The organism is Kitasatospora cystarginea (assembly GCF_039533515.1).
Classification (GTDB): Bacteria; Actinomycetota; Actinomycetes; order Streptomycetales; family Streptomycetaceae; genus Kitasatospora; species Kitasatospora cystarginea.
Genome location: NZ_BAAATR010000003.1, coordinates 285,195 through 305,697, shown reverse-complemented (window position 1 = coordinate 305,697; position 20,503 = coordinate 285,195). Strand labels below are relative to the sequence as shown.

Annotated in this window: 24 protein-coding genes; 15 read left to right on the top strand and 9 right to left on the bottom strand. The window is 71.8% G+C overall.

Annotated elements, in window-relative coordinates; genetic code table 11:
* Positions 1–174: 174 nt before the first annotated feature.
* Complete coding sequence (locus ABD369_RS05290; protein WP_344635008.1) at positions 175–327, bottom strand: hypothetical protein; 153 nt, start codon at positions 325–327, stop codon at positions 175–177.
* Between the two features lie 99 nt (positions 328–426).
* On the opposite strand from ABD369_RS05290, the gene ABD369_RS05285 reads away from it, so the two are divergent.
* Positions 427–702, top strand: a complete 276-nt coding sequence (locus ABD369_RS05285) for a hypothetical protein (protein WP_344635007.1) — start codon at positions 427–429, stop codon at positions 700–702.
* 81 nt (positions 703–783) lie between these two features.
* Here ABD369_RS05285 and ABD369_RS05280 read toward each other — a convergent pair whose 3' ends face one another.
* Positions 784–1,398 carry a DUF3995 domain-containing protein gene (locus ABD369_RS05280; protein ID WP_344635006.1) on the bottom strand — a complete coding sequence of 205 codons (615 nt, stop codon included), beginning with the start codon at positions 1,396–1,398 and terminating at the stop codon, positions 784–786.
* Positions 1,399–1,726: 328 nt separating this feature from the next.
* Here ABD369_RS05280 and ABD369_RS05275 point away from each other — a divergent pair, with 328 nt between their 5' ends.
* The gene (locus ABD369_RS05275; RefSeq protein ID WP_344635005.1) at positions 1,727–2,905 is read left to right on the top strand and encodes an alpha/beta hydrolase; all 1,179 of its coding nucleotides are present in this window, start codon (positions 1,727–1,729) and stop codon (positions 2,903–2,905) included.
* A gap of 16 nt (positions 2,906–2,921) precedes the next feature.
* Here the strand turns inward: ABD369_RS05275 and ABD369_RS05270 are convergent, their stop codons facing one another.
* Positions 2,922–3,038, bottom strand: a complete 117-nt coding sequence (locus tag ABD369_RS05270; RefSeq protein ID WP_344635004.1) for a hypothetical protein — start codon at positions 3,036–3,038, stop codon at positions 2,922–2,924.
* Between the two features lie 349 nt (positions 3,039–3,387).
* On the opposite strand from ABD369_RS05270, the gene ABD369_RS05265 reads away from it, so the two are divergent.
* The 3 genes from ABD369_RS05265 to ABD369_RS05255 all read left to right on the top strand — a co-directional run bounded on the left by ABD369_RS05265 (position 3,388) and on the right by ABD369_RS05255 (position 4,998).
* Positions 3,388–3,804 (top strand): helix-turn-helix domain-containing protein, encoded by a 417-nt coding sequence (locus ABD369_RS05265; RefSeq protein WP_344635003.1) that lies wholly within the window; start codon positions 3,388–3,390, stop codon positions 3,802–3,804.
* Positions 3,805–3,894: 90 nt separating this feature from the next.
* Positions 3,895–4,434: a hypothetical protein gene (locus tag ABD369_RS05260; protein ID WP_344635002.1), complete on the top strand. Its 540-nt coding sequence runs from the start codon at positions 3,895–3,897 to the stop codon at positions 4,432–4,434.
* Between the two features lie 234 nt (positions 4,435–4,668).
* A complete protein-coding gene (locus tag ABD369_RS05255) occupies positions 4,669–4,998 on the top strand; it encodes a DUF2516 family protein (RefSeq protein WP_425557542.1) in 330 nt (109 codons plus the stop codon).
* A gap of 166 nt (positions 4,999–5,164) precedes the next feature.
* Here ABD369_RS05255 and ABD369_RS05250 read toward each other — a convergent pair whose 3' ends face one another.
* Positions 5,165–6,877, bottom strand: coding sequence for a PP2C family protein-serine/threonine phosphatase (locus tag ABD369_RS05250; RefSeq protein WP_344635000.1), 1,713 nt, complete (start codon positions 6,875–6,877; stop codon positions 5,165–5,167).
* Positions 6,878–7,158: 281 nt separating this feature from the next.
* Between ABD369_RS05250 and ABD369_RS05245 the strand changes: the two genes are divergently transcribed.
* The gene (locus tag ABD369_RS05245; protein ID WP_344634999.1) at positions 7,159–7,767 is read left to right on the top strand and encodes an O-acetyl-ADP-ribose deacetylase; all 609 of its coding nucleotides are present in this window, start codon (positions 7,159–7,161) and stop codon (positions 7,765–7,767) included.
* Between the two features lie 214 nt (positions 7,768–7,981).
* Here ABD369_RS05245 and ABD369_RS05240 read toward each other — a convergent pair whose 3' ends face one another.
* The gene (locus tag ABD369_RS05240; RefSeq protein ID WP_344634998.1) at positions 7,982–8,803 is read right to left on the bottom strand and encodes a class I SAM-dependent methyltransferase; all 822 of its coding nucleotides are present in this window, start codon (positions 8,801–8,803) and stop codon (positions 7,982–7,984) included.
* Positions 8,804–9,021: 218 nt separating this feature from the next.
* Here ABD369_RS05240 and mshA point away from each other — a divergent pair, with 218 nt between their 5' ends.
* Together mshA and ABD369_RS05230 are read left to right on the top strand one after the other, a co-directional pair.
* Positions 9,022–10,392 carry a D-inositol-3-phosphate glycosyltransferase gene (mshA, locus tag ABD369_RS05235; protein WP_425557536.1) on the top strand — a complete coding sequence of 457 codons (1,371 nt, stop codon included), beginning with the start codon at positions 9,022–9,024 and terminating at the stop codon, positions 10,390–10,392.
* Positions 10,393–10,517: 125 nt separating this feature from the next.
* Complete coding sequence (locus tag ABD369_RS05230) at positions 10,518–11,084, top strand: type III secretion system chaperone family protein (protein WP_344634997.1); 567 nt, start codon at positions 10,518–10,520, stop codon at positions 11,082–11,084.
* Between the two features lie 58 nt (positions 11,085–11,142).
* Here ABD369_RS05230 and ABD369_RS05225 read toward each other — a convergent pair whose 3' ends face one another.
* Positions 11,143–12,492 carry an MDR family MFS transporter gene (locus tag ABD369_RS05225; protein WP_344634996.1) on the bottom strand — a complete coding sequence of 450 codons (1,350 nt, stop codon included), beginning with the start codon at positions 12,490–12,492 and terminating at the stop codon, positions 11,143–11,145.
* Between the two features lie 143 nt (positions 12,493–12,635).
* Between ABD369_RS05225 and ABD369_RS05220 the strand changes: the two genes are divergently transcribed.
* Together ABD369_RS05220 and ABD369_RS05215 are read left to right on the top strand one after the other, a co-directional pair.
* Positions 12,636–13,394: a phosphoglyceromutase gene (locus ABD369_RS05220; RefSeq protein WP_344634995.1), complete on the top strand. Its 759-nt coding sequence runs from the start codon at positions 12,636–12,638 to the stop codon at positions 13,392–13,394.
* A gap of 155 nt (positions 13,395–13,549) precedes the next feature.
* Complete coding sequence (locus ABD369_RS05215) at positions 13,550–13,792, top strand: lytic polysaccharide monooxygenase (RefSeq protein ID WP_425557535.1); 243 nt, start codon at positions 13,550–13,552, stop codon at positions 13,790–13,792.
* An 84-nt stretch (positions 13,793–13,876) separates the two neighbouring features.
* Here ABD369_RS05215 and ABD369_RS05210 read toward each other — a convergent pair whose 3' ends face one another.
* Together ABD369_RS05210 and phoU are read right to left on the bottom strand one after the other, a co-directional pair.
* Complete coding sequence (locus tag ABD369_RS05210; RefSeq protein ID WP_344634994.1) at positions 13,877–14,056, bottom strand: hypothetical protein; 180 nt, start codon at positions 14,054–14,056, stop codon at positions 13,877–13,879.
* Between the two features lie 187 nt (positions 14,057–14,243).
* Positions 14,244–14,924, bottom strand: coding sequence for a phosphate signaling complex protein PhoU (gene phoU / locus ABD369_RS05205; RefSeq protein ID WP_344634993.1), 681 nt, complete (start codon positions 14,922–14,924; stop codon positions 14,244–14,246).
* A 307-nt stretch (positions 14,925–15,231) separates the two neighbouring features.
* Between phoU and ABD369_RS05200 the strand changes: the two genes are divergently transcribed.
* Together ABD369_RS05200 and phoP are read left to right on the top strand one after the other, a co-directional pair.
* Positions 15,232–16,515, top strand: a complete 1,284-nt coding sequence (locus ABD369_RS05200; RefSeq protein ID WP_344634992.1) for a sensor histidine kinase — start codon at positions 15,232–15,234, stop codon at positions 16,513–16,515.
* Positions 16,512–17,207 carry a two-component system response regulator PhoP gene (gene phoP, locus ABD369_RS05195; RefSeq protein ID WP_344634991.1) on the top strand — a complete coding sequence of 232 codons (696 nt, stop codon included), beginning with the start codon at positions 16,512–16,514 and terminating at the stop codon, positions 17,205–17,207. Before ABD369_RS05200 ends, phoP begins: the two co-directional genes overlap by 4 nt.
* A gap of 64 nt (positions 17,208–17,271) precedes the next feature.
* On the opposite strand, the gene ABD369_RS05190 is transcribed toward phoP, so the two are convergent.
* Complete coding sequence (locus tag ABD369_RS05190) at positions 17,272–17,958, bottom strand: DUF461 domain-containing protein (RefSeq protein ID WP_344634990.1); 687 nt, start codon at positions 17,956–17,958, stop codon at positions 17,272–17,274.
* 459 nt (positions 17,959–18,417) lie between these two features.
* Between ABD369_RS05190 and ABD369_RS05185 the strand changes: the two genes are divergently transcribed.
* The 3 genes from ABD369_RS05185 (at position 18,418) to ispF (ending at position 20,453) form a co-directional block, all read left to right on the top strand.
* Complete coding sequence (locus ABD369_RS05185; RefSeq protein ID WP_014136563.1) at positions 18,418–18,900, top strand: CarD family transcriptional regulator; 483 nt, start codon at positions 18,418–18,420, stop codon at positions 18,898–18,900.
* Positions 18,901–19,219: 319 nt separating this feature from the next.
* A complete protein-coding gene (ispD, locus tag ABD369_RS05180) occupies positions 19,220–19,975 on the top strand; it encodes a 2-C-methyl-D-erythritol 4-phosphate cytidylyltransferase (protein WP_344635103.1) in 756 nt (251 codons plus the stop codon).
* Positions 19,965–20,453, top strand: a complete 489-nt coding sequence (gene ispF, locus ABD369_RS05175; RefSeq protein ID WP_344634989.1) for a 2-C-methyl-D-erythritol 2,4-cyclodiphosphate synthase — start codon at positions 19,965–19,967, stop codon at positions 20,451–20,453. Before ispD ends, ispF begins: the two co-directional genes overlap by 11 nt.
* The last annotated feature ends 50 nt before the right edge of the window (positions 20,454–20,503 follow it).

Below are 20,503 nucleotides of genomic sequence, written 5' to 3'. Positions count from 1 at the left end.
GCTCGGCAGTGAAGTCGTCGAGGTCGCGGGTCGATGTTGTCGAACTTCGGAGGGCCGTGGTGGCGGTGGAGTTTCTGACGGATGAGCAGGCGGCCCGGTACAGGACTGGCTGGCCCTCCTGGCGCGGCCTGAGCCGGTCGTGACCGTGCCGGGGCGGTCTCGGCGGGAGCGGCCTCAGCGGGGCCACGGGTAGGCCGGGTCCGGTGTGGTCCTCACCCGGTGGAGCGCGTTCCGGGGGAAGCTCCAGATCCGGCCTGCGGTACTGGTGGCGGTGACCACGTGGTCGTCGAGGGTGACCTCGGCGAACGGGTTTTCGAAGCGGTCCACGCCCGGCATCACGGCACGGCGCGGCAGACGGGTCACAGCACCGCCGGTCGGGGCTGCGCCGAGATGCGCCCGCCGGTCCGCTGCCGCACGGTCAGAACCATGAGTGGTGTGATCGTGCTACTGGAACTGGAGCCCTTTGCCGAGGTCCTCGATGCCGGCGAGGTCGACGTGAGCGCCCGGATCCGCTGGGTCCACGCGGCCCCGACCGCCCCGGACGTGCCCGAGGCCCCGGGCCCGCTCACCTTCTGCGGTATCGCCACGAGCGGCCTGGAGCGTGAGCCGTACCGCTCGACCGGGCCGGGAGCCCCCTGGTACCCGCCGTCCCAGCGGACCCGTCGCTGCCAGGCCTGCGAGGCCGCGCTGAAGGCTCTGTGACGGCCTTTCCCTGGCCAGCCGGCCGCGCCCCGGCGAGAGCGCCGTCCTTCTCTCTCGTGGCCGGCAGTCACGTGACAGCTCTCAACCGATCCCGGTGGCCGTCGACGCCACTGACAGGAGCAGGGCGCCGAGCGCACCCGCAGCGCCGTGGAACCACACCTCGCGCGGGCAACCGTGCCGCCGGACATGTCGAACGGTAGCGGCGGCGAATACCAGGCTACCGAGGATGAACCACGGCCCCCACAGGTAGAGGTACCAACGGGTCAGCCCGACCAGGTCGGGCGTGACAGAAAGCACTCCGGCCTCGACCAGCACGCCGTGAACCACGAAGAGGCAGCCGTGCCAGACGAGCAGGACGGCCGCGCCGCCGCCGCAGAACACCAGGAGGCGGCTGATCCGCCTGCGCCGGGGGTGTGTCAGGCCGATGCCGATCACCGCTCCGAAGAGCTTCAGGAAGCCGGTCACCCACAGGACGGCCAGGAACCACGGCACCCCGTCGCGAGCGAGCTTCATCAGCGCCGGAGACACCGTCGACTCCGCCCCGAGGGTGCCACCCGAGGCCCAGACGAAGCTGGGCACGGCGAACAGGAGGCCCCACGCCGCGGCGGCGTATCCGGACCACTCGCCCGGACGGAGACGGTGCGCCGTCCGCGGGATCGGCCGCACCCTGTCACCCGGAGAACGCGTGGTCGTCATGACTCCACTCTGGCTGACCGGCGGTGACGAGGCATCATCTGCACCGAGGAGCTCCCTCCCCCATGCGGGCTAGGTCTCGACGCCTTGCGGCTGACGACCCGAAGGAGACGGAACCGGCGACCACGAATGCGGACCTCCTGGCACCCGGAGCCCACGCCCTACCGCCGCGGCAACGGGCAGCGCGGCGGGCCGGGTTGAGGCGGCCGGGAAGACTCCGTCCGGATTGTGGATCACAGGCAACCGAACACGGGCTTCCGGTGGTCTCTTCGAACGCAGTACGAGCCGGGCAGGTGGCCCGGACGGCACAGGAGCTGGATACAACAACGCGATGAAACTGACCGGCACCCCCTTCTACATCCTCACGATCGTCCTGTTCCTGGCCTCCATAGGGTTGGCCATGCTGCAGTGGGCGAGGGGAGGAGGAAGCGGCATCCGCTGGGGCCGGGGCGGCGCGCAGGGGCAGGCGGCGGCGAGCAGGCTGGGGCCGCTCCGGTTCGTCGGCTACCTGGCGACCGTCCTGCTCTGCCAGTTCACCGCCGTGATGCTGGTGTTCGTCATAGTCAACAACGAGAACATGCTCTACGACAGTTGGGGCGACCTGCTGGGTACCAGCAGCCATGTCCGGGCGGTTCCGGTGCCGCCGAAGGACAACGGCATCGCGGGCGACTCCGGCGCGGGCAAGGATCGGCCCAAGGTGATCCAGTCTTTCCACGGGGTGGACAACGACATGATTCCCAAGGACGTCAAGGAGACCGATCTCAAGGGCCAGCTCTCTGGAGTGGACGGTGAGGTCCTGGTGTGGACGCCGCCGCAGTACGACGACCCGGCGTACAAGGACAAGACCTTCCCCGTGGTCGAGCTGTTGGTCGGGTTCCCCGGCAGTGCAAACGCCTGGTTCGGCACCATGAAGGCCTCCAAGGAGCTCGCACCACTGATGAAGTCCGGTCAGGTGACACCGTTCATCCTGGTCTCACCCCGGGTCAAGCTGCTCGGCGAGAGCACCGACACGGGCTGTGCGGACATCCCGGGCAAGGTCAACGCGGAGACCTGGCTGTCGCGTGACGTGCCGCAGATGGTGCTGGACAACTTCCGGGCGGACGCCTCCTCCGACCGCTGGGCGGTGGCTGGCTACTCGGCGGGCGGGCACTGCGCCACCAGGCTCGCGCTGGCGCACCCGAACCGCTACCGGGCCGCGATCAGCATGTCCGGCTACAACGACCCGGCGGGGGAATCCGCTTCGCTGACCGGCAAGGACCCGCACCTGCGGGAGACCGCCAACCCGCTGTACCTGCTGACCCACGCCACCACCCCGCCGAACGTCTCCCTCTTCGAGACCGGCAACAAGGGCGACGGCTTGGAGGACGCGGCAGCGCTGCAGAAGGCGGCCAAGTCCCCGACCTCGGTGACGACCTTCGAGACCCACGGCCCGCACCTGAGCTCGACCTGGATTCCGATCGTCGAGCCCTCCTTCAAGTGGCTCAGCGGGATCATCCCGGCGAAGCACTGACCGACCGGCAGGCGGTTCAGGTCTCCCCCAGGTCCCCGTCCAGCTCCTGGTCGAGCCAGTCGAGCCAGAACGTCTCCAGGCCGATGCCCGCCTGCAGCGCGAGGTGCTGCAGGCGGGCCCTCTCGTCCGTCATCGAGGCGAAGTCGGGGGTTGAGGAACATCCGTGCCAGATCGTGTGCTAAGCCCTGGCCGGTCTCGGGAGGCCGTGGTGGCGGTGGAGTCCGCCTCCACCAGCCACCCCTCAGTCGGCGCTGACCTGGCAGAACGACCGTAGGGGGCGGGAACGACCTCTGGCTCAGGAAGATCGAGACAGATCGGGAGTTGGCCGAGGTCGACTGAGACGCGCGATCAGTTGGTGCAGAACGATCGAGACTGCTCACCTTCGCAGAGACGGGACACTCACGGCGCCGGTCCAGGTTGCAGTGATTGCTAGTGTTAGCGCCGTGCTTGCATTTGCAAGCACGGCGGGGGAGACTGCCCGTATGGCCTCACTGAACGTTGGCTCGCTGGGCGAGTACATCCGGGAGCAGCGGCGGAACGCGCAGTTCTCGCTGCGGCAGTTGGCGGAGGCCGCCGGCGTGTCCAACCCGTACCTCAGCCAGATCGAGCGAGGGTTGCGCAAGCCGAGTGCGGAGATCCTGCAGCAGATCGCCAAGGCGCTGCGGATCTCGGCGGAGACGCTGTACGTCCAGGCCGGGATTCTGGAGGAGCGGCAGGGTGAGGGGCTCGAACTGCGGGCCGCGATCCTGGCCGATCCGCTGATCAACGAGCGGCAGAAGCAGGCGCTGCTCGCGGTCTACGACGCCTTCCTGAAGGAGAACAAGGAAGGGCCGTCCCCCGCGGACGGCACGGCGGCGGCCGGGCCCGGCGGGCCAGGACCGAACGCCGACGAGGGCTGAACACGGGGTGGCTGCCCGATCGGGTGGCCACCGGGCGAAGACCCATGACAGACCGGTCGCCCGGCTGTCGACGCAAAGGGAGGACCGGTCATGCCGATCACCGACGAGATCAAGAAGACCCTCAGCGACCCGACCCCGCTGTACGCCCTCGCGGGCGCCGGCGACCTCGCCTACGAGAAGCTGCGCGAGGTGCCGGGCAAGGTCGAGGCGCTGGCGGCCGATCGGAAGGGCACTCAGGAGAAGGCCGTGGTCCGGCTGCAGGAGGCTCAGACTCGGCTGGTCGAGGCGCAGGCGAAGGTGACCGAGACGGTCACCACGCTGCCGACCGACCTGAAGGCACTGCAGGAGAAGGCCCAGGTCTTCGCGTTGCAGCAGGTCGGCCGGGCGGCGGAGTTGGCGGTCCGGGCCAAGGAGGTCTACGACGAGCTGGCCGTGCGCGGCAAGGCGGTCGTGGAGCGCGGCCAGAGCTGGGCCGGGGACAGCTCGGCGACCGAGCCCGCGGTGGTCGCGGTCGACGCGGACGAGCCCGTTGAGGCCGAGATCGTCGAGGACTCCGGGGCACCGGCTCCCCCGGAGGGCGCCAGGAAGGCCCCGCGGGTGCGGAAGTCCGCCGACAAGTCCGCGGAGTAGGCCGCCTCAGGGTCACCGGGAGGCTCGGGGAGACCGCGGCGGGGCGGCGGACCGGCCGGTGAGCGGGCCGCGTCCGGCCCCCGGGGAGCGCTGCCGGGCACATCGGGGCCGGTCGGTTCGTTGTCCGGTGGGCACGACGCCGGCCGTGCCACGATGGGAAGTGGCCGTTGCCCGACCCGGTGGCACCCGGGGCGGTTCCGTCGAGACCACAGTGAGGAGACCGCAGTGGGACAGATCCTGGCCTTCGCCTATCTGAATCCGTTCTGGTGGCTGACCACCGCGATGGTGTGCTTCAAGCTCTTCGCGTTCGTGGACGCCGCCACGCGTCGCGAGGACGCCTACCGTGCGGCGGACAAGAAGACGAAGCAGTTCTGGTTGATCATCCTCGGTCTCGCCCTGGTGCTCGACCTGCTGCTCGGGTCCAGCCTGTTCGGCATGCTGTCGCTGGCCGGACTGGTGGCCGCGATCGTGTACGTGGTTGACGTCCGCCCCGCCATCAAGCAGTTGACCGACGGTCGGGGCAAGGGCGGCCGGCGGAACGTGGGGCCGTACGGACCCTGGTGATCACCGCACCGGCTGGGCCGCCCGCGGGGCGGCGGACGGGATGCAGCGGACGGATGGGAGCGGCAGGGCTGCAGGAGCAGTGGAACCGTACGAGAAGGCGGATCCGTACGGGACGGTGGGAGCGGTACCGGTCGGGTGCCGCTCCCACCGCGTTTCGTGACGACCTTCAGCCCATGATGAGCGGCACCGGGTTGCGCTCCAGTAGCAGAACGGCGACATCGTCGGCGAGCGCGCCGCCGTTGAGCTCCTCGACCTCGGCGATGGCGCTGTCGACCAGCCTGCCCCGGGTGAGGCCGGCGGACTGGTGGTCGCCGATCAGCTCGACCAGACCGTCCTGGCCCAGTCGGCGGGAGCCTGCGCCGACCCGGCCCTCGACCAGGCCGTCGGTGTAGAGCAGCAGCCGCCAGCCGGGGTGGAGCTCGAGCTCCTGGGCCGGCCAGACCGCCTGTCCGTCGTCGCACGGGACCAGCCCGAGCGCGGGACCGGCCTGGTCGGACGGGAGCAGTACGGGACGGTCGTCCGGCCGGAGCAGCAACGGTGCCGGGTGCCCGGCCAGGTAGAGCCGGGCATGCTCGGCCTCGCCGGGGCCGACGGGCGCCGCGGAGTCGGCGGACGCCACCGGATGGCCGGAGGCTGCCCGGCCGGTGGACGGCGCGGCTCCGGGGGAGAGCACCAGCATGCAGAGCGTCGCGAAGATCTCGTCACTGCGGCGCTCGTGCTCCAGCACGTGCTGGAGGGTGCTGAGCAGTGCCTCGCCGGTGAGCCCGGCGAAGATCAGGGTGCGCCACGCTATCCGGAGGGCGACGCCGAGGGCCGCTTCGTCCGGGCCGTGGCCGCAGACATCGCCGATCACCACATGGACGGTGCCGTCGGAGGTGCGGACCGCGTCGTAGAAGTCGCCGCCGAGGAGGGCTCGGCGGCGGCCGGGGCGGTAGCGCCGGGTGAACGCGAGCCCGGCGCCGTCGAGCAAGGGGGTGGGGAGCAGATGGCGTTGCAGCCGGGCGTTCTCCTGGCCGCGCAGCTCGGCCTCGACCAGGCGGCGCTGCGACTCGTCGGCCCGCTTGCGCTCGACCGCGTAGCGCAGGGCACGGGCCAGCAGCGGCCCGTCCGTCTCGTGCTTGACCAGGAAGTCCTGGGCACCCGCGGCGACGGCGGCGGCTCCGAGCTCGGCGCTGTCGGCCTCGGTCAGGACCACGACGGCGGTGTGCGGCGCCCGGCGCAGCAGCTCGCGCAGGCCGTCGAGCCCGTCCGGTCCGTTCACCCCGCCGGGGGTGTGCACCCCGGCGGGACCGCCCGCCTGATCACCCGGCTCGCCGGGGGCGGCCAGGTCGAGCAGGACGCAGCCGAAGTCGGCGCCGCGCGGGCGGCTGCGCCTGGCACCGGGCAGCGTGGGGGAGAGCAGGCCGACGGCCTGGTCGATCCCGTGCGCCCAGTGGATCTCGATGGGAGTACCGCTGTCGGCGACCAGTTGCTCGATCAGGACCGCGTCGGAGACGTCACTCTCGATGACGAGCAGCCGGAACGGCTCGCCGCGAAAGGGCGTGCCGGGAGCGCCGTTGGTGCTCCGCGGGTGCGGTATGGGGCTCGCAAGGTTGAGCTGACCGTCGGATCGGCTTCCGGGCACACCGCCGCAGCCGTCGGAGCGCCGGCCGGCGAGACCGTCGAGCTCTCCGTGGAACCGTCCGTCGCCGAGCTCGTCGAGCTGCTCGTCGGGCCGACCGTCGGTGACGCCGTCCGAGCGGGATGCGGCATGCCCGCTCGCCTGCCCGGACGACCGGTTCATGGTGGTCTCACCGCAGCCGTCCAGCCGGTCGAGGGCGGTGCCTGCGGCACGCTCGGTCAGGACGCCGCCGACAGTGGCGATGGCATGTTCGGTCAAGACTCCGCCGGGGCTGCCCGGCCGGTACGAGGCACGCGGTGCCCGCCCGTCTCCCGTTGCGGGCATTGGTCGATCCTCCCTTTCCCCGACTGGGCAACGGCTGAGAGCCGTGCTCAGTGCCCGCATGGCACCGTGTGTCGGGGAGCTTCTCGCGACCATAACGTGATCTCCGGGGATTTCTCTGACCGACCGGCGTCGATGTGGTTATTGCCATGCTCCCAGCGGTCGGGGTGGTTAGTGTGGGCGCCCTGTGGGCACGGTGTGACGGGAGGCCTGGTCTGGTGACGCAGATCACGTTGGTCGAGGGTGACATCACGGAGCAGCAGGTGGACGTGATTGTGAACGCAGCCAACTCCTCCCTGCTCGGTGGTGGTGGGGTAGACGGTGCGATCCACCGCAGGGGCGGCCCGGAGATCCTCGCGGACTGCCGCAGGCTGCGGGCCTCCCGCTACGGCAGGGGCCTGCCGACCGGGCAGGCCGTCGCCACGACGGCCGGCCGGTTGCCGGCCAGGTGGGTGGTGCACACGGTGGGGCCCGTCCATCTGTCGGAGGAGTACGAGCAGCGGGCCGAGCTGTTGGCCTCCTGTTATCGCGAATCGCTGCGGGTGGCGGTCGGGTTGGGGGCGCGGACGGTGGCGTTCCCGGCGATCTCGGCCGGGGTGTACGGCTGGCCGTTGGAGGACGCGGCGCGGATCGCCCTCACGGCGGTGGCGGAAGCGGTGGCCGGGCCGGTCGAACCTGCCGGACCCGCCGGGCCGGTGCCGGTCGGACCGGCGTCGGTCGGGTCGGTGGAGTCCACGGGCTTGGCCGAGGTGCGGTTCGTGCTGTTCGGTGCGGAGGCGTACGGAGTGTTCGAGCGGGTGTGGCGCGCCCTGGAGCGGCGGAGCTGACGGGGGCTCAAGTCCCCCTTGTCGAAAGCCGTCAGCTCGTGCAGCCGCCCCCATGGTGACCTGGTGGGGCGTCAACATGCTAGAGGTATTCGATAACTCGTTCGAGTGAACTCGCGCAAGCCGCAGCGCGTCGGATCGCAGGTCCGGCCCAGTCGGTTCCGGCCTGACCGGGTCTGACCGGCCCCGGCCCCGGCCCAGCTCGGCCTGGCCCCGGCTACGGCGCCAGAGCGCTCCACGGCAGTGTGACCTCGCCCTGCCGCCAGCGGCCACGGGCGTCCACCAGCGGCCAGTTCCCCGCCAAGGCGGTGCACGCGGCCACCCAGCGCTGGCGCGCCCCGAAGGCTCCGTACGGCGCGGCCGCGGCCCAGGCGCGGTCGAAGTCGGTCAGGAAGGCGTGCACCGGACGGCCGGGCACGTTGTGGTGGATCAGTGCCTTCGGCAGCCGTTCGGCCAGGTCGGAGGGCTGGTCGAGGCCGCCGAGCCGGGCCGCGAAGGTCACCGTGCGGGGGCCATCGGGGCCGAGTGCCACCCAGACGTGCCGCCGTCCGATCTCGTCGCAGGTGCCCTCGACCAGCAGTCCGCCGGGGGCGAGCCGTTCGCGCAGCCGCTCCCAGACCGCGGCCACCGCCGACTCCTCGTACTGCCGTAGTACGTTCGCCGCCCGGATCAGCAGCGGAGCCGCACCGTCCAGCGGTACCTCGAAGCCGCCGCGCCGGAAGGTCAGCAGTGGGGGAGCGGCGTACGGGAGGGCGGCCGCGACCCGGTCGGGCTCGATCTCGATGCCCACCACCCGGATGTCAGTCCGTACCGCACGCAGGCGGGTGGAGAGTTCGACCGCGGTCCAGGGCGCCGCGCCGTAGCCGAGGTCCACGGCGATCGGCGGCCGGTCGGCGCGGCGCAGTGCCGGGCCGAGGGCGTGGGCTATCCAGCGGTCCATCCGGCGCAGGCGGTTGGTGTTGGTGGTGCCCCGGGTGACCGTCCCGACCGGGCGCGCGGAGCGCCCACGGGCGGCGGAGGGATCGAACGAGGCGGCCATGCGAGGAAGCCTACGCGGACCGCGCCGCATCTCATTCAGCGAGACGGGAATAGCGGCCGTCGGCCCCGGGGTTGTCACACTGGACGAATGCCCACGTGGGGCCGCCGCCGTTCGGCAGGGGGTCCGGCGGGGCGGCCGCACAGAACGTCCGGAGCAGTACGGTCCGCAGGCAGCACGGCCCCTAGGCAGTCGGGGGAGCAAGAGGAGGCTTCAGCCCGGTGACCCAGCACCCCGTACGGAAGGCACGCCGTGCCCAGTACGCGCTAACGCCCACCCGCGCGCGCCTGCAGTCGCTGGTCGGCGGTCGTCCGCGCAGGCCCCGCCGGATAGCCATGCTGAGCGTCCACACCTCGCCGTTGCACCAGCCGGGCACCGGCGATGCGGGCGGGATGAACGTCTACATCGTCGAGCTGGCCAAGCGGCTGGCCGAGCTGGACATCGAGGTCGAGATCTTCACCAGGGCGATCCGCTCCGAGGACGCGCCCCTGGTGCAGCTCGCGCCCGGAGTCCTGGTCCGACACGTCACGGCCGGGCCGTACGAGGGGCTGGTCAAGGAGGATCTGCCCGCCCAGCTCTGTGCCTTCACCCACGGCGTGCTGCGGGCCGAGGCCGGGCACCGGCCGGGCCACTACGACCTGGTGCACTCGCACTACTGGCTCTCCGGCCAGGTCGGCTGGCTGGCTGCCGAGCGCTGGGGCGTGCCGCTGGTGCACACCATGCACACCATGGCCAAGGTCAAGAACGCCGCCCTCGCCGAGGGCGACACGCCGGAGCCGACGGCGCGGGTCATAGGTGAGACCCAGGTGGTCGAGGCCGCCGACCGCCTGATCGCCAACACGGCCGAGGAGGCCGGCGAGCTCTCGTACCACTACTCCGCCCGCGAGGACCAGCTCGCCGTCGTCCACCCGGGTGTCAACCTGGACATCTTCCGGCCCGGCGACCGCGCCGCCGCCCGCGCCAGACTCGGGCTCCCGCAGGACGCCCCAGTCCTGCTCTTCGCCGGGCGGATCCAACCGCTCAAGGCGCCCGACGTGCTGCTCAGGGCCGTCGCGGTGCTGCTGGAGCGCGAGCCCGGCCTGCGCGAGCGACTGGTGGTCCCGGTCGTCGGCGGGCCGTCCGGAACGGGACTGGCCAAGCCGGAGAGCCTGCACAAGCTCGCCGCCCAGCTCGGCATAACGGACGTGGTCCGCTTCCACCCGCCGGTCGGGCAGGCCGAGCTCGCCGAGTGGTACCGGGCCGCATCGGCGCTGGTGATGCCCTCGTACAGCGAGTCCTTCGGGCTGGTCGCCCTGGAGGCCCAGGCATGCGGCACGCCGGTGGTCGCGGCCGCGGTCGGCGGTCTCCCGGTCGCGGTCCAGGGCGGCCGTACCGGCACCCTGGTGCAGGGCCATGACCCGGACACCTGGGCCGACGCACTGCACCAGTACGCCACCCGGCCCGAGCTGGTCGGGCAGCAGGGCGCCGCCGCGGCCCGGCATGCGGCGGGTTTCGGCTGGAGCACGGCCGCCGCGGCCACGGCCGACGTGTACGCGGGCGCGCTCGCCCGACAGGCGGGCCGCCTCGCCCGCTCCCGCCTCCGCATCAGCTGAGCAGCTGACCCAGCCCCGGGGTCGCTCGGACGACCCCGGGGGCGTCGTGCGGACTCTGCGCCCGGGAGCGCGCATCACCAGGTGTCGCTGGAAAGCCGGGCTTACCGCCGAGTAGCGTCTCCTCCATGGCAATCCGCACGAAGGACGACGCCCTCGAGCTGCTCCGCTCCGCCCTGGACGAGGTTGGGGTGACCTGGGAACCGGCCGCCACCGATCCGTACACCCTGGTCGCCTCGCTACCGGGCAGTCGAAAGCTGGCCACCACCTGCGCGCTGCGGGTCGGCGAGCACACCCTCTCGGTGAACGCGTTCGTGATCCGCCGCCCCGACGAGAACCACGAGGCGGTCTACCGCTGGCTGCTGGAGCGCAACACCCGTCTGTTCGGGGTCGCCTACGCCGTCGACCGGCTCGGTGACGTCTACCTCGCGGGCCGCGTCCCGCTGGACGCGCTCACCCCGGACGTCGTCGACCGGCTGCTCGGCACCGTCCTGGAGAGTGCCGACGAGCCTTTCAACACCCTGCTCGAACTCGGCTTCGCCACGGCGATCCGGCGCGAGTGGGAGTGGCGCACCAAGCGCGGCGAGTCGACCCGGAATCTCGAAGCCTTCGCACACCTCGCCGGACCGGCGGCCTCCGAGCCCCGGCCGCAGGAGGACGGCCGGCCGGTGGCCGGCACGGACGGGACGGCCTGAGCCCCGGCCGGACGGCCGGAGCCCAAGAGCCGAAACCCGGAGTGACCCGACCCGGAACTCAGGTCGAGGAGACCGCCTTCCGCTCAGCGACGGTGCCCGATGCGCCCGACGCACCGGGCGTGCCGAAATCGCCGGACTCGTCAAAGGAGTCGGACTCGCTGAAGGAGCCGGACTCGGCCGTGCCCGGCTGCGCCGCCTTCCGCCGCCCGAGCAGCAGGAACGCGAGGCCGGCGGCCGTCCCGCAGACCGCGCAGGCGCCCCAGACGGCGCCGCCCGCGTGCTGCAGGAGGTAGCCGCCGGCCGCCGGACCGAGGAAGGAGGCCAGTGACCAGGAGAGCGAGTACACACCCTGGTAGCGGCCACGTGCCACGGTCGGTGAGAGCTCGGCGACCAGGCTCATCATGGTCGGCGCGTTGATGATCTCGCCGATCGTCCAGACGGCCACGGTGAGGGCGTAGAAGGCGGCCGAGGAGCCGGCCAGCGCGGTCAGCCCGAAGCCCCAGCCGGTCAGCAGGGCACTCGCGACCAGCAGCGCCGTCCGGTTGCGGCCGTTGGTCAGCTGGGTGAGCGGCAGCTGGAGCAGCACGATCAGCAGCCCGTTCAGGCCGATGACGAAGCCGTACCCGGTGGTGGAGATGCCCGCCTCCCCCATGCTGACCGCAAGTGTGGTGCTGCCCTGCTGCGCGACCACGGCGAGCAGCAGGTTGGCGCCGACCACCGCCATGAACCGGCCGTCCCTGAAGACCGCGCCCAGCCCGATCCGGGCCTCGGCGCCGGGCCCGGCCGTCTCGACCGGCCGGACGGCGGCCTCCGGCCGGGTCTCGGGGATCTTGACGAAGACCACCACGGCGCAGAGCAGCGTGCTCAGCGCGTCCAGCAGGAAGAGGGTCAGGTAGCCGTGGCTCGCGATCAGCCCGGCGGCGGCCGACGAGACCCCGAACCCGATGTTGATCGCCCAGTAGTTCAGCGAGAACGCGCGGACCCGGTCCTTGGCCGGAACCACGTCGGCGATGATCGCCGAGATGGCCGGGCGGGAGGCGTTGTTCGACAGGCCGACCAGGAAGGCGACCGCCGCGATGGCCACCGGGCCGTCGGTGAAACCGAGCACGGCGGTGAAGAGCGCCGTGGACAGCTGCGCGACCAGCAGCGTCGGCCGCCGCCCGATCCGGTCGGCGAGCACGCCCGCGCCGAGGGCCGCGATGGCCGAGCCGAGCCCGAAGAGCGACGCGACCAGGCCCGCGTACGAGGCCGAGTAGCCGCGCTCGGCGGTCAGATAGAGGGCGAGGAAGGTGACCACGAAGCCGCCCAGGCGGTTCACAAGCGTAGACGTCCAGAGCCACCAGAACTGTCTCGGCAGGCCGCCGACGGCGTTCGAGAGGGCGGCGGGGATGCGGGCGGGTCCGGGCAAAGGGGGCTCCGAGGGCAGCAGGGGCCCGCCGAGCGGGCTGGGGGCTGCCCAACGGGCATGTAAGTGGTCCAATGCTTGATCGCATATTACTAAGGGACTTTCGGCCCGGCCACTGGTTATTTGGCTCCATTAAGCTGTGGGCCATGGCTGACACGACGTACCGACTCATCCTGCTCCGCCACGGCGAGAGCCAGTGGAACCAGAAGAACCTCTTCACCGGCTGGGTCGACGTCGACCTCAACGAGAAGGGCGAGAAGGAGGCCGCACGTGGTGGCGAGCTGCTCGCCGCCGAGGGTCTGTTCCCCGACGTGGTCCACACCTCGCTGCTGCGCCGTGCGATCCGCACCTCCCAGATCGCGCTGGACAAGGCCGATCGCCACTGGATCCCGGTCAGCCGCAGCTGGCGCCTGAACGAGCGTCACTACGGTGCGCTCCAGGGCAAGGACAAGGCCCAGACCCTGGCCGAGTTCGGCGAGGAGCAGTTCCAGCTCTGGCGCCGCTCCTACGACACCCCGCCGCCGGCGCTGGCCGACGACGCCGAGTACTCGCAGGCGCACGACGCCCGCTACGCGGACATCCCGAGCGAGCTGCGCCCGCGCACCGAGTGCCTCAAGGACGTCGTCGAGCGCATGCTGCCGTACTGGTACGACGCGATCGTCCCGGACCTGGCCGCCGGTAAGACCGTGCTGGTCACCGCGCACGGCAACAGCCTGCGCGCGCTGGTCAAGCACCTCGACGGCATCTCCGACGCGGACATCGCCGGCCTGAACATCCCCACCGGCATCCCGCTGGTGTACGAGCTGGACGCCGACTTCAAGCCGGTCGTCAAGGGTGGCCGCTACCTGGACGCCGAGGCCGCCGCAGCCGCCATCGAGGCGGTCAAGAACCAGGGCAAGAAGTAAGCCCGCACGGCACTCGCCGCACTCCTCCGAGCCCCCTGCCCGCGGTCCCGCCGCGCGGCAGGGGGCTCGGTCGTGTGCGCCGGGCCGATCCGGGGAGTGTCGTGGTGGCGGCGTGCGTCCTCAGGGGTGTCCGGTCAACTCCCTTGGTGCTCACGGTGGTTCAGACCATTGACGGTCGCGGGTGGCGCTTCTGCGACGCCTCCCAGCCGCTGACCCGGGACGGCCTGGACACCACGCCCTTCCTCACCGTCCCCTACGGCGGCGCCCAGCCCCCGAGCACGCTCAGCCGCACCGCGACCCTTCCGGTCGGCCGGACCGGCCACCAGGTGGTGCTCGCGGTCTGGGACATCGCCGACACCGGCAACGCCTTCTACTCCTGCACCGACGTCGACTTCTGACGTCCGCCGGTGCGCGGCGGCAGCAGAACCGCGACCGGGTGCCCCGCCGTACGGCGGGACACCCGGTCGCGGGCCTGCCTGGGCTCAGTGGTCGCCGCAGCAGCCGCCGCTGGCGCCGCCGCACTGGCACGGCGCTCCGGACTGGCAGCCGCAGCCGCAGCCGGGTCCGCAGCCGCAGCCGGCGGCGAGGATCGGCAGCAGGGCCGGTGCGGGCGGTTCGATGACGCTCGGCGGTGGGGTGTTGGGGGTCGGGGTTGCCTTCATCGCGCTGGGCCCTCCTCGGGACGGGCACACGGCGGGTGTGCCTACGCCCATGAGTGAAGCCCCGCCCATAACAGGGCGTCAACGGGCGCGCAGAGGCGCTCGCGAGGCGCACCGTGCGCCCCCGTCTGTGCGATGTCCTCCGGAGGCAGCCCCGGGCATGCCACCGGCAGCTGCCCCCGCCCCGTGCCTACTGGGCCTGGGAAGCCTCCTGCGCGGCGACGAACTCGGCCGCGTGCTCACCCGTCACCAGGAACACCACGCGCTTGGCCACCGACACCGCGTGGTCGGCGAACCGCTCGTAGTACCGGCCGACCAGGGTGACGTCCACGGCGGTCTCGATGCCGTGCTGCCAGCGGTCGTCCAGCAGGTGCGAGAAGAGCTCGCGGTGCAGCGCGTCGATCGCGTCGTCGTCCTGCTCCAGCTCCAGGGCCTTGTCCACGTTCTTGGTGGAGATGACCAGTCCGGCCTTGGCGACCAGACGCTGGGCGAGTTGCCCCATCTCCAGCACGATCGGGTGCAGGTCGCCCGGGACGGCCGTGGCCGGGTAGCGCAGGCGGGCCACCTTGGCGACGTGCCGGGCGAGGTCGCCGCAACGCTCCAGGTCGGCGCTCATCCGCAGGCTGGTGACGACGATCCGCAGGTCGGTGGCGACCGGCTGCTGGCGCGCCAGCAGGTCGATGGCCCGGTTCTCCAGGTCGTGGTGCAGATCGTTGATCTTCGCGTCGGCGGCGATGACGCTCTCGGCCAGTTCCAGGTCGGCGTCGAGCAGCGCGGTGGTGGCCCGGCCCATGGCCGAACCGACCAGCCGCGCCATCTCGACCAGTCCGTCGCTGATCGAGTCGAGTTCCTCGTGGTACGCGTCGCGCATGCTCTCTCCTCAGTAGCTGTGTCGGTGGCGGTGCCGACCGGTCGTCCCGCCGACTCGTGCGACCACATCCGTGGACATCCGCCCGTGGACGTGCGCGAGGGCCGGGAGGCCGCTGCAGGTGGCGCGAATCGTACGCGCACGCCACCGCCCGCACGGGCTGCGCGACCCACACTGGGCCGTCCGGGCGACGGCGCACGGCCGCAGCAGTGAACCGGTGGCAACCTGAAGGTGAATTCTCGGCAACGTAAGGTCGATCCCTTGATCGCAAGCTTGGGGGAGGTCTTCACCTTGCGCTTAGGCTGGCCGTATGGACGTGAATGTGGCCGCCGCCGCTGCCTGCGCCATAGCCGGGCTCGGTGTCGGCCTCACCGCCGCCATAGCCTTCCGCTGGAGTGAGCGCGAGCAGAGCCGGAGCAGCAGGGTCGGCGGCAAGACCAGGAGCAGTACCGGTGGTGCGCCCCCGCACGAGGCGGCACTGCCGCCCGGAGTGGACACCGTGCTGTCGGTGCTGCGCTCCTGCGCCATCGTGCTCGGCGAGGCCGACGAGGTGGTCAAGGCCAGCTCGGCGGCCTATGCGATGGGCCTGGTGCGGGGCGGCGCGGTGGCCGTCGAGCAGATACTGTCGCTGGCCCGCGGCACCCGGCGCGACGGCGAGATCCGGCAGGTCGAGCTGGAGGTGCCGAAGCCGGGGGTGGCCCGCGCGGCCGATCCGCTCGCGGTCTCGGTCCGGGTCGCCCCGCTCGGCTCCCGGCTGGTGCTGGTCCTGGTCGAGGACCTGACCGAGCGCCGCCGAATCGAGGCGGTCCGCCGCGACTTCGTGGCCAACGTCAGTCATGAGCTCAAGACCCCGGTCGGCGCGCTCTCGTTGCTCTCCGAGGCCGTCGCGGACGCCGCCGACGACCCCGAGGCCGTCCAGCGCTTCGCGGGCCGGATGCAGATCGAGGCGACCCGGCTGGCCAGCCTGGTCCAGGAGATCATCGACCTCTCCCGGGTCCAGGACGACCAACTGCTGACCGACCCGGAGCCGGTGCCGGTGGACGAGCTGATCGCGGAGGCCACCGACCGCTGCCGCCAGCCCGCCGCCGCCAAGCAGATCCACATCGCCTCCGGCGGTGTCGCCGGCCTCTACCTGCACGGGAACCGCGGCCAGCTTGCCGCCGCGCTCGGCAACCTGGTGGAGAACGCGGTCAACTACAGCCCGCCGCGGACCCGGGTGGCCATCGCCACCCGCCGCATCTCCAGCGCCGCGGCGCTGGGCGAGGCGGACGGCGAACTGATCGAGATCTCGGTGACCGACCAGGGCATCGGCATCTCGGAGAAGGACCGAGAGCGGATCTTCGAGCGGTTCTACCGTGTAGATCCGGCCCGTTCCCGTGCCACTGGCGGAACCGGCCTCGGCCTGTCCATCGTCAAACACGTCGCCGCTTCCCACGGCGGCACCGTGTCCGTCTGGAGCGTCGAGGGCCAAGGCTCCACGTTCACTCTGCGGCTCCCCGCCGGGCAGATCCCGGTGGAGCAGCCGATCATCCCGCTGTCGAAGCGAATCCCCGCAACCACAAGCCCCATTTCTGCCCCGGAGGCCCGATCGTGACCCGAGTACTGGTGGTCGAGGACGAGGAGTCGTTCAGCGACGCCCTCTCGTACATGCTCCGCAAGGAGGGCTTCGAGGTGGCCGTCGCCGCCACCGGGCCCGACGCGCTGGAGCAGTTCGAACGGAACGGCGCCGACCTGGTGCTGCTCGACCTGATGCTCCCCGGGCTGCCCGGCACCGAGGTCTGCCGTCAGCTGAGGGTCCGCTCCAACGTCCCGGTGATCATGGTGACCGCGAAGGACAGCGAGATCGACAAGGTGGTCGGCCTGGAGATAGGGGCTGACGACTACGTCACCAAGCCGTACTCGACCCGCGAACTGGTCGCCCGGATCCGCGCGGTGCTGCGCCGCCGTGGCGAGGACGCGGGGGGCAACGGCGACGGCGGCGGCCCGGGCGCCCTGGAGGCGGGCCCGGTCCGGATGGACGTGGACCGGCACGTGGTCACGGTGGACGGCGCCAAGGTCGACCTGCCACTGAAGGAGTTCGACCTGCTGGAGATGCTGCTGCGCAACGCGGGCCGGGTGCTCACCCGGATGCAGCTGATCGACCGGGTCTGGGGCGCCGACTACGTCGGTGACACCAAGACCCTGGACGTCCACGTCAAGCGCCTGCGGGCCAAGATCGAGCCGGACCCGGGCGCGCCGCGCTACCTGGTCACGGTGCGCGGCCTCGGCTACAAGTTCGAGCCGTAAACCCCGCAGCAGCGAAGCGAAGGGCCCCTGCCGAGCAGGGGCCCTTCGGCGTACGACCGCGGAGTCAGTGGGTGGCGGGGGTGCCGGAGGCGGCGCCGCTCGGGGTCGTACCGGCCGGGGCCGTGGCAGCGCCGGAGGCGGGGGCCGTGGCGGCGCCCGAGGGCGAGGCGGTGGCGGAGGCCGGGGCCGAGGCGGTGGCCGGGGCCGAGGTGGTGGGGGTCACCGGCGCCGGGGCGACGGTCGGGCCGTACGAGGCGAACAGGCCGGTGGCCGGGCTGACCTGGGCCTGCGCGGTGACCTTGCCGCTCTTGGCGAAGGCGAAGCTGACCGGGGCGAAGCCGCCGACCGTGACCTTGGCCGAGGCGACGTGAGCGGCCGGCTGGCCCTGGCCGCCGACCAGCACCGCACCGCCGGCCGGGATGACGATCTCGGTGACCGGAGCGCCCTTGACGTCGGTGAAGGTCGCCGCGCTGCCCTCGCCGACCGTGATCGACTGCAGCGTCTCGGGGGTGGTGCCGTTGTTGGCGATGTTGACCGAGACGTTGGCCGGGCCGGTCTGGTCGCCGATCGCGTCGGCCTTGGTCACCACCACGATGTTGTTGAGCTTGAGGTGCTCGCCCAGCGAGGTGGCCGCGCTGTCCGGCTTGATCTCCAGGGTGTCCGGGGTGTTCCCGGCGGCGCAGGCGGACAGCGGGACGATCGCTGCGAGGACGAGGGCGGCGATGGCGCCGCGTCGAAGGCTCCGGCTCACGGCGGCGACTTCTCCTTGGATCACGTGTCGGGTGGTCAGTCAGGGCTCAGACTACCGACCACACTTATCTGCTTCTCACGGGGTGGCCCCGTGTCGCATCCGGAGCGCACTTCCGGCGCTTCCCGCCCCTCGTCGACACGGGTGCACCGTTTACGAACGACGATCATCCGCCGTGGCTCCGCGGCTCGGCGGACCGGAGTGTGACCGGGATCGCGACGGGGCGCGGCGCGCTGTGCGGCAAAAACTCAAGATCCAATCATGGTTTCCGAAGTGTCGCCAGAGGTTTCGTCAGGTCCTCCATACCGCCTCCGACCTGCGAGAAGCCTCCGTCGAACACCGGTCGCAGCACGTGAAGGGGGTGGTTGTCAAGCCCCGAGACCCGCCCTGACCTGCGGAAACGCCCTTCGGGTGCGCCGAAAAGCGTGTTATTCTGGAAAGCCACGGAAGGGGTCCTGTCACATGACGTTCAAGGTTGGCGACACGGTGGTCTACCCCCATCACGGGGCTGCGCTGATCGAGGCCATCGAAACTCGCCAGATCAAAGGTGTGGACAAGACCTACCTGGTGCTGAAGGTGCAGCAGGGAGACCTGACGCTGCGCGTGCCCGCGGAGAACGCAGAGTTCGTCGGCGTGCGCGACGTAGTCGGCCAGGAGGGTCTGGACCGCGTCTTCGAGGTGCTGCGTGCACCGTACACCGAAGAGCCCACCAACTGGTCCCGCCGCTACAAGGCAAACCTGGAGAAGCTCGCTTCGGGTGACGTTATCAAGGTCGCCGAGGTCGTGCGCGACCTGTGGCGTCGCGAGCGCGAGCGCGGCCTGTCGGCCGGCGAGAAGCGGATGCTCGCCAAGGCCCGGCAGATCCTGGTCAGCGAGCTGGCCCTGGCCGAGAACACCAACGAGGACAAGGCGGAGACGCTACTCGACGAGGTGCTGGCCTCCTGAGGCCGGCCTCCCGGTAGCACCGCGAACGCCACAGCGCCCGATGTCGGCGCGCCACCACGGTTCGGTACGCCGGGCGGGTGGCGCGGTGGCACCTCGGGCGCTTCGGCGTACCCGTAGCCGGGCGCCCTGGTTCGGTGGATCCGAGTGAAACGGCGAGCCGGCCCGGACAGCCACGGCCGGACCTGGACGGTCCGATGTCCGGGGTGGTGCGGAGTGCCGGTAGTCCGCGGAGGTCCACGGGTCTGCGGTTGGAAGGGGTCCGCGCTGTGCACCCGCCGCGCACGCCATGGCCATACCCACTTCGGCGAAGGAGTGAAACCTGAACGCCACAGCAGCAGTTGCAGCAGCCGTCGTACCCGCCGCCGGGCGGGGTGAACGGCTTGGGCCGGGCGCGCCCAAGGCCCTGCGCGAGCTCGGCGGGGTGCCCCTGCTGGTGCACGCGGTCCGGGCGCTGGCGCGCAGCCGGGCGGTCGGCCTGGTGGTGGTCGCTGCGCCGCCGGACGGTGTGGCCGGAGTGGCCGCACTGCTGGACAGCCACGGCCTGGACGGCAAGGACATCCGGGTGGTGGCCGGTGGCGCGACCCGGCAGGAGTCGGTGCGCCTGGGCCTGGCCGCGATCCCGGCCGGGACCGGGATCGTGCTGGTGCACGACGCCGCCCGGCCGCTGGTCCCGGTGGAGGTGGTGGACGCGGTCGCCGCCGCCGTCCGGGCGGGCGCCGAGGCCGTCGTGCCGGCCGTGCCGCTGGCCGACACGGTCAAGCGGGTCACTCCGGCCGCCGCGCCGGGGGTGCCCGAGCCGGTGCTCGACACGCCCGACCGCGCCACGTTGCGCGCGGTGCAGACCCCGCAGGGCTTCCGTCTGGACACCCTGCACGAGGTGCACCAGAAGGCGCTGGCCGAGGAGGCCGGCGGCGGCCTGCCGCCGGTCACCGACGACGCCGGTCTGGTCGAGCGCTACGGCGGTCAGGTGGTCGTGGTGCCCGGCCACGAGGAGGCCTTCAAGGTCACCCGTCCGCTGGACCTCGTGCTCGCCGAGGCCGTACTCGCCCGCAGGAGGGCCTCCGATGGCTTCTGAGCCGCTGATTCCGCGGATCGGTATCGGCACCGACGTGCACGCCTTCGAGGTGGGGCGCCCGCTCAGGGTGGCCGGCCTCGACTGGCCGGACTCCGAGGTCGGCCTGGCCGGGCACTCGGACGCCGACGTGGCCGCGCACGCGGCGTGCGACGCGCTCTTCTCGGCCGCCGGGATCGGCGACCTGGGCGCGCACTTCGGGACCGACCGGCCGGAGTGGTCCGGCGCCGCCGGGGTGACCCTGCTCGCCGAGGCGGCCCGGCTGGTGCGCGCGGCGGGTTTCGAGATCGGCAACGTCTCGGTCCAGGTGATCGGCGTCCGCCCGAAGATCGGCAAGCGCCGGGACGAGGCGCAGGCCGCGCTGTCGGCCGCCGTCGGGGCCCCGGTCTCGGTCTCCGGCACCACCACGGACGGGCTCGGCCTCACCGGCCGGGGCGAGGGCCTGGCCGCGATCGCCACCGCGCTGGTGTACCGGTTCTGACCGTCGGCAGCTGACCGTCGGCCGGGACGATTTGCGGCCTGACGAGTGTT

Coding starts and splice junctions, on each gene's coding strand:
- ABD369_RS05285 (WP_344635007.1), top strand. CDS start 427: ATGAGTGGTGTGATCGTGCTACTGGAACTGGAGCCCTTTGCCGAGGTC.
- ABD369_RS05240 (WP_344634998.1), bottom strand. CDS start 8,803: ATGGCCGCCTCGTTCGATCCCTCCGCCGCCCGTGGGCGCTCCGCGCGC.
- ABD369_RS05270 (WP_344635004.1), bottom strand. CDS start 3,038: ATGACGGACGAGAGGGCCCGCCTGCAGCACCTCGCGCTGCAGGCGGGC.
- ABD369_RS05230 (WP_344634997.1), top strand. CDS start 10,518: ATGGCAATCCGCACGAAGGACGACGCCCTCGAGCTGCTCCGCTCCGCC.
- ABD369_RS05185 (WP_014136563.1), top strand. CDS start 18,418: ATGACGTTCAAGGTTGGCGACACGGTGGTCTACCCCCATCACGGGGCT.
- ABD369_RS05280 (WP_344635006.1), bottom strand. CDS start 1,398: ATGACGACCACGCGTTCTCCGGGTGACAGGGTGCGGCCGATCCCGCGG.
- ABD369_RS05200 (WP_344634992.1), top strand. CDS start 15,232: ATGGACGTGAATGTGGCCGCCGCCGCTGCCTGCGCCATAGCCGGGCTC.
- ABD369_RS05220 (WP_344634995.1), top strand. CDS start 12,636: ATGGCTGACACGACGTACCGACTCATCCTGCTCCGCCACGGCGAGAGC.
- ispF (WP_344634989.1), top strand. CDS start 19,965: ATGGCTTCTGAGCCGCTGATTCCGCGGATCGGTATCGGCACCGACGTG.
- ABD369_RS05260 (WP_344635002.1), top strand. CDS start 3,895: ATGCCGATCACCGACGAGATCAAGAAGACCCTCAGCGACCCGACCCCG.
- ABD369_RS05265 (WP_344635003.1), top strand. CDS start 3,388: ATGGCCTCACTGAACGTTGGCTCGCTGGGCGAGTACATCCGGGAGCAG.
- phoU (WP_344634993.1), bottom strand. CDS start 14,924: ATGCGCGACGCGTACCACGAGGAACTCGACTCGATCAGCGACGGACTG.
- ABD369_RS05210 (WP_344634994.1), bottom strand. CDS start 14,056: ATGAAGGCAACCCCGACCCCCAACACCCCACCGCCGAGCGTCATCGAA.
- ABD369_RS05275 (WP_344635005.1), top strand. CDS start 1,727: ATGAAACTGACCGGCACCCCCTTCTACATCCTCACGATCGTCCTGTTC.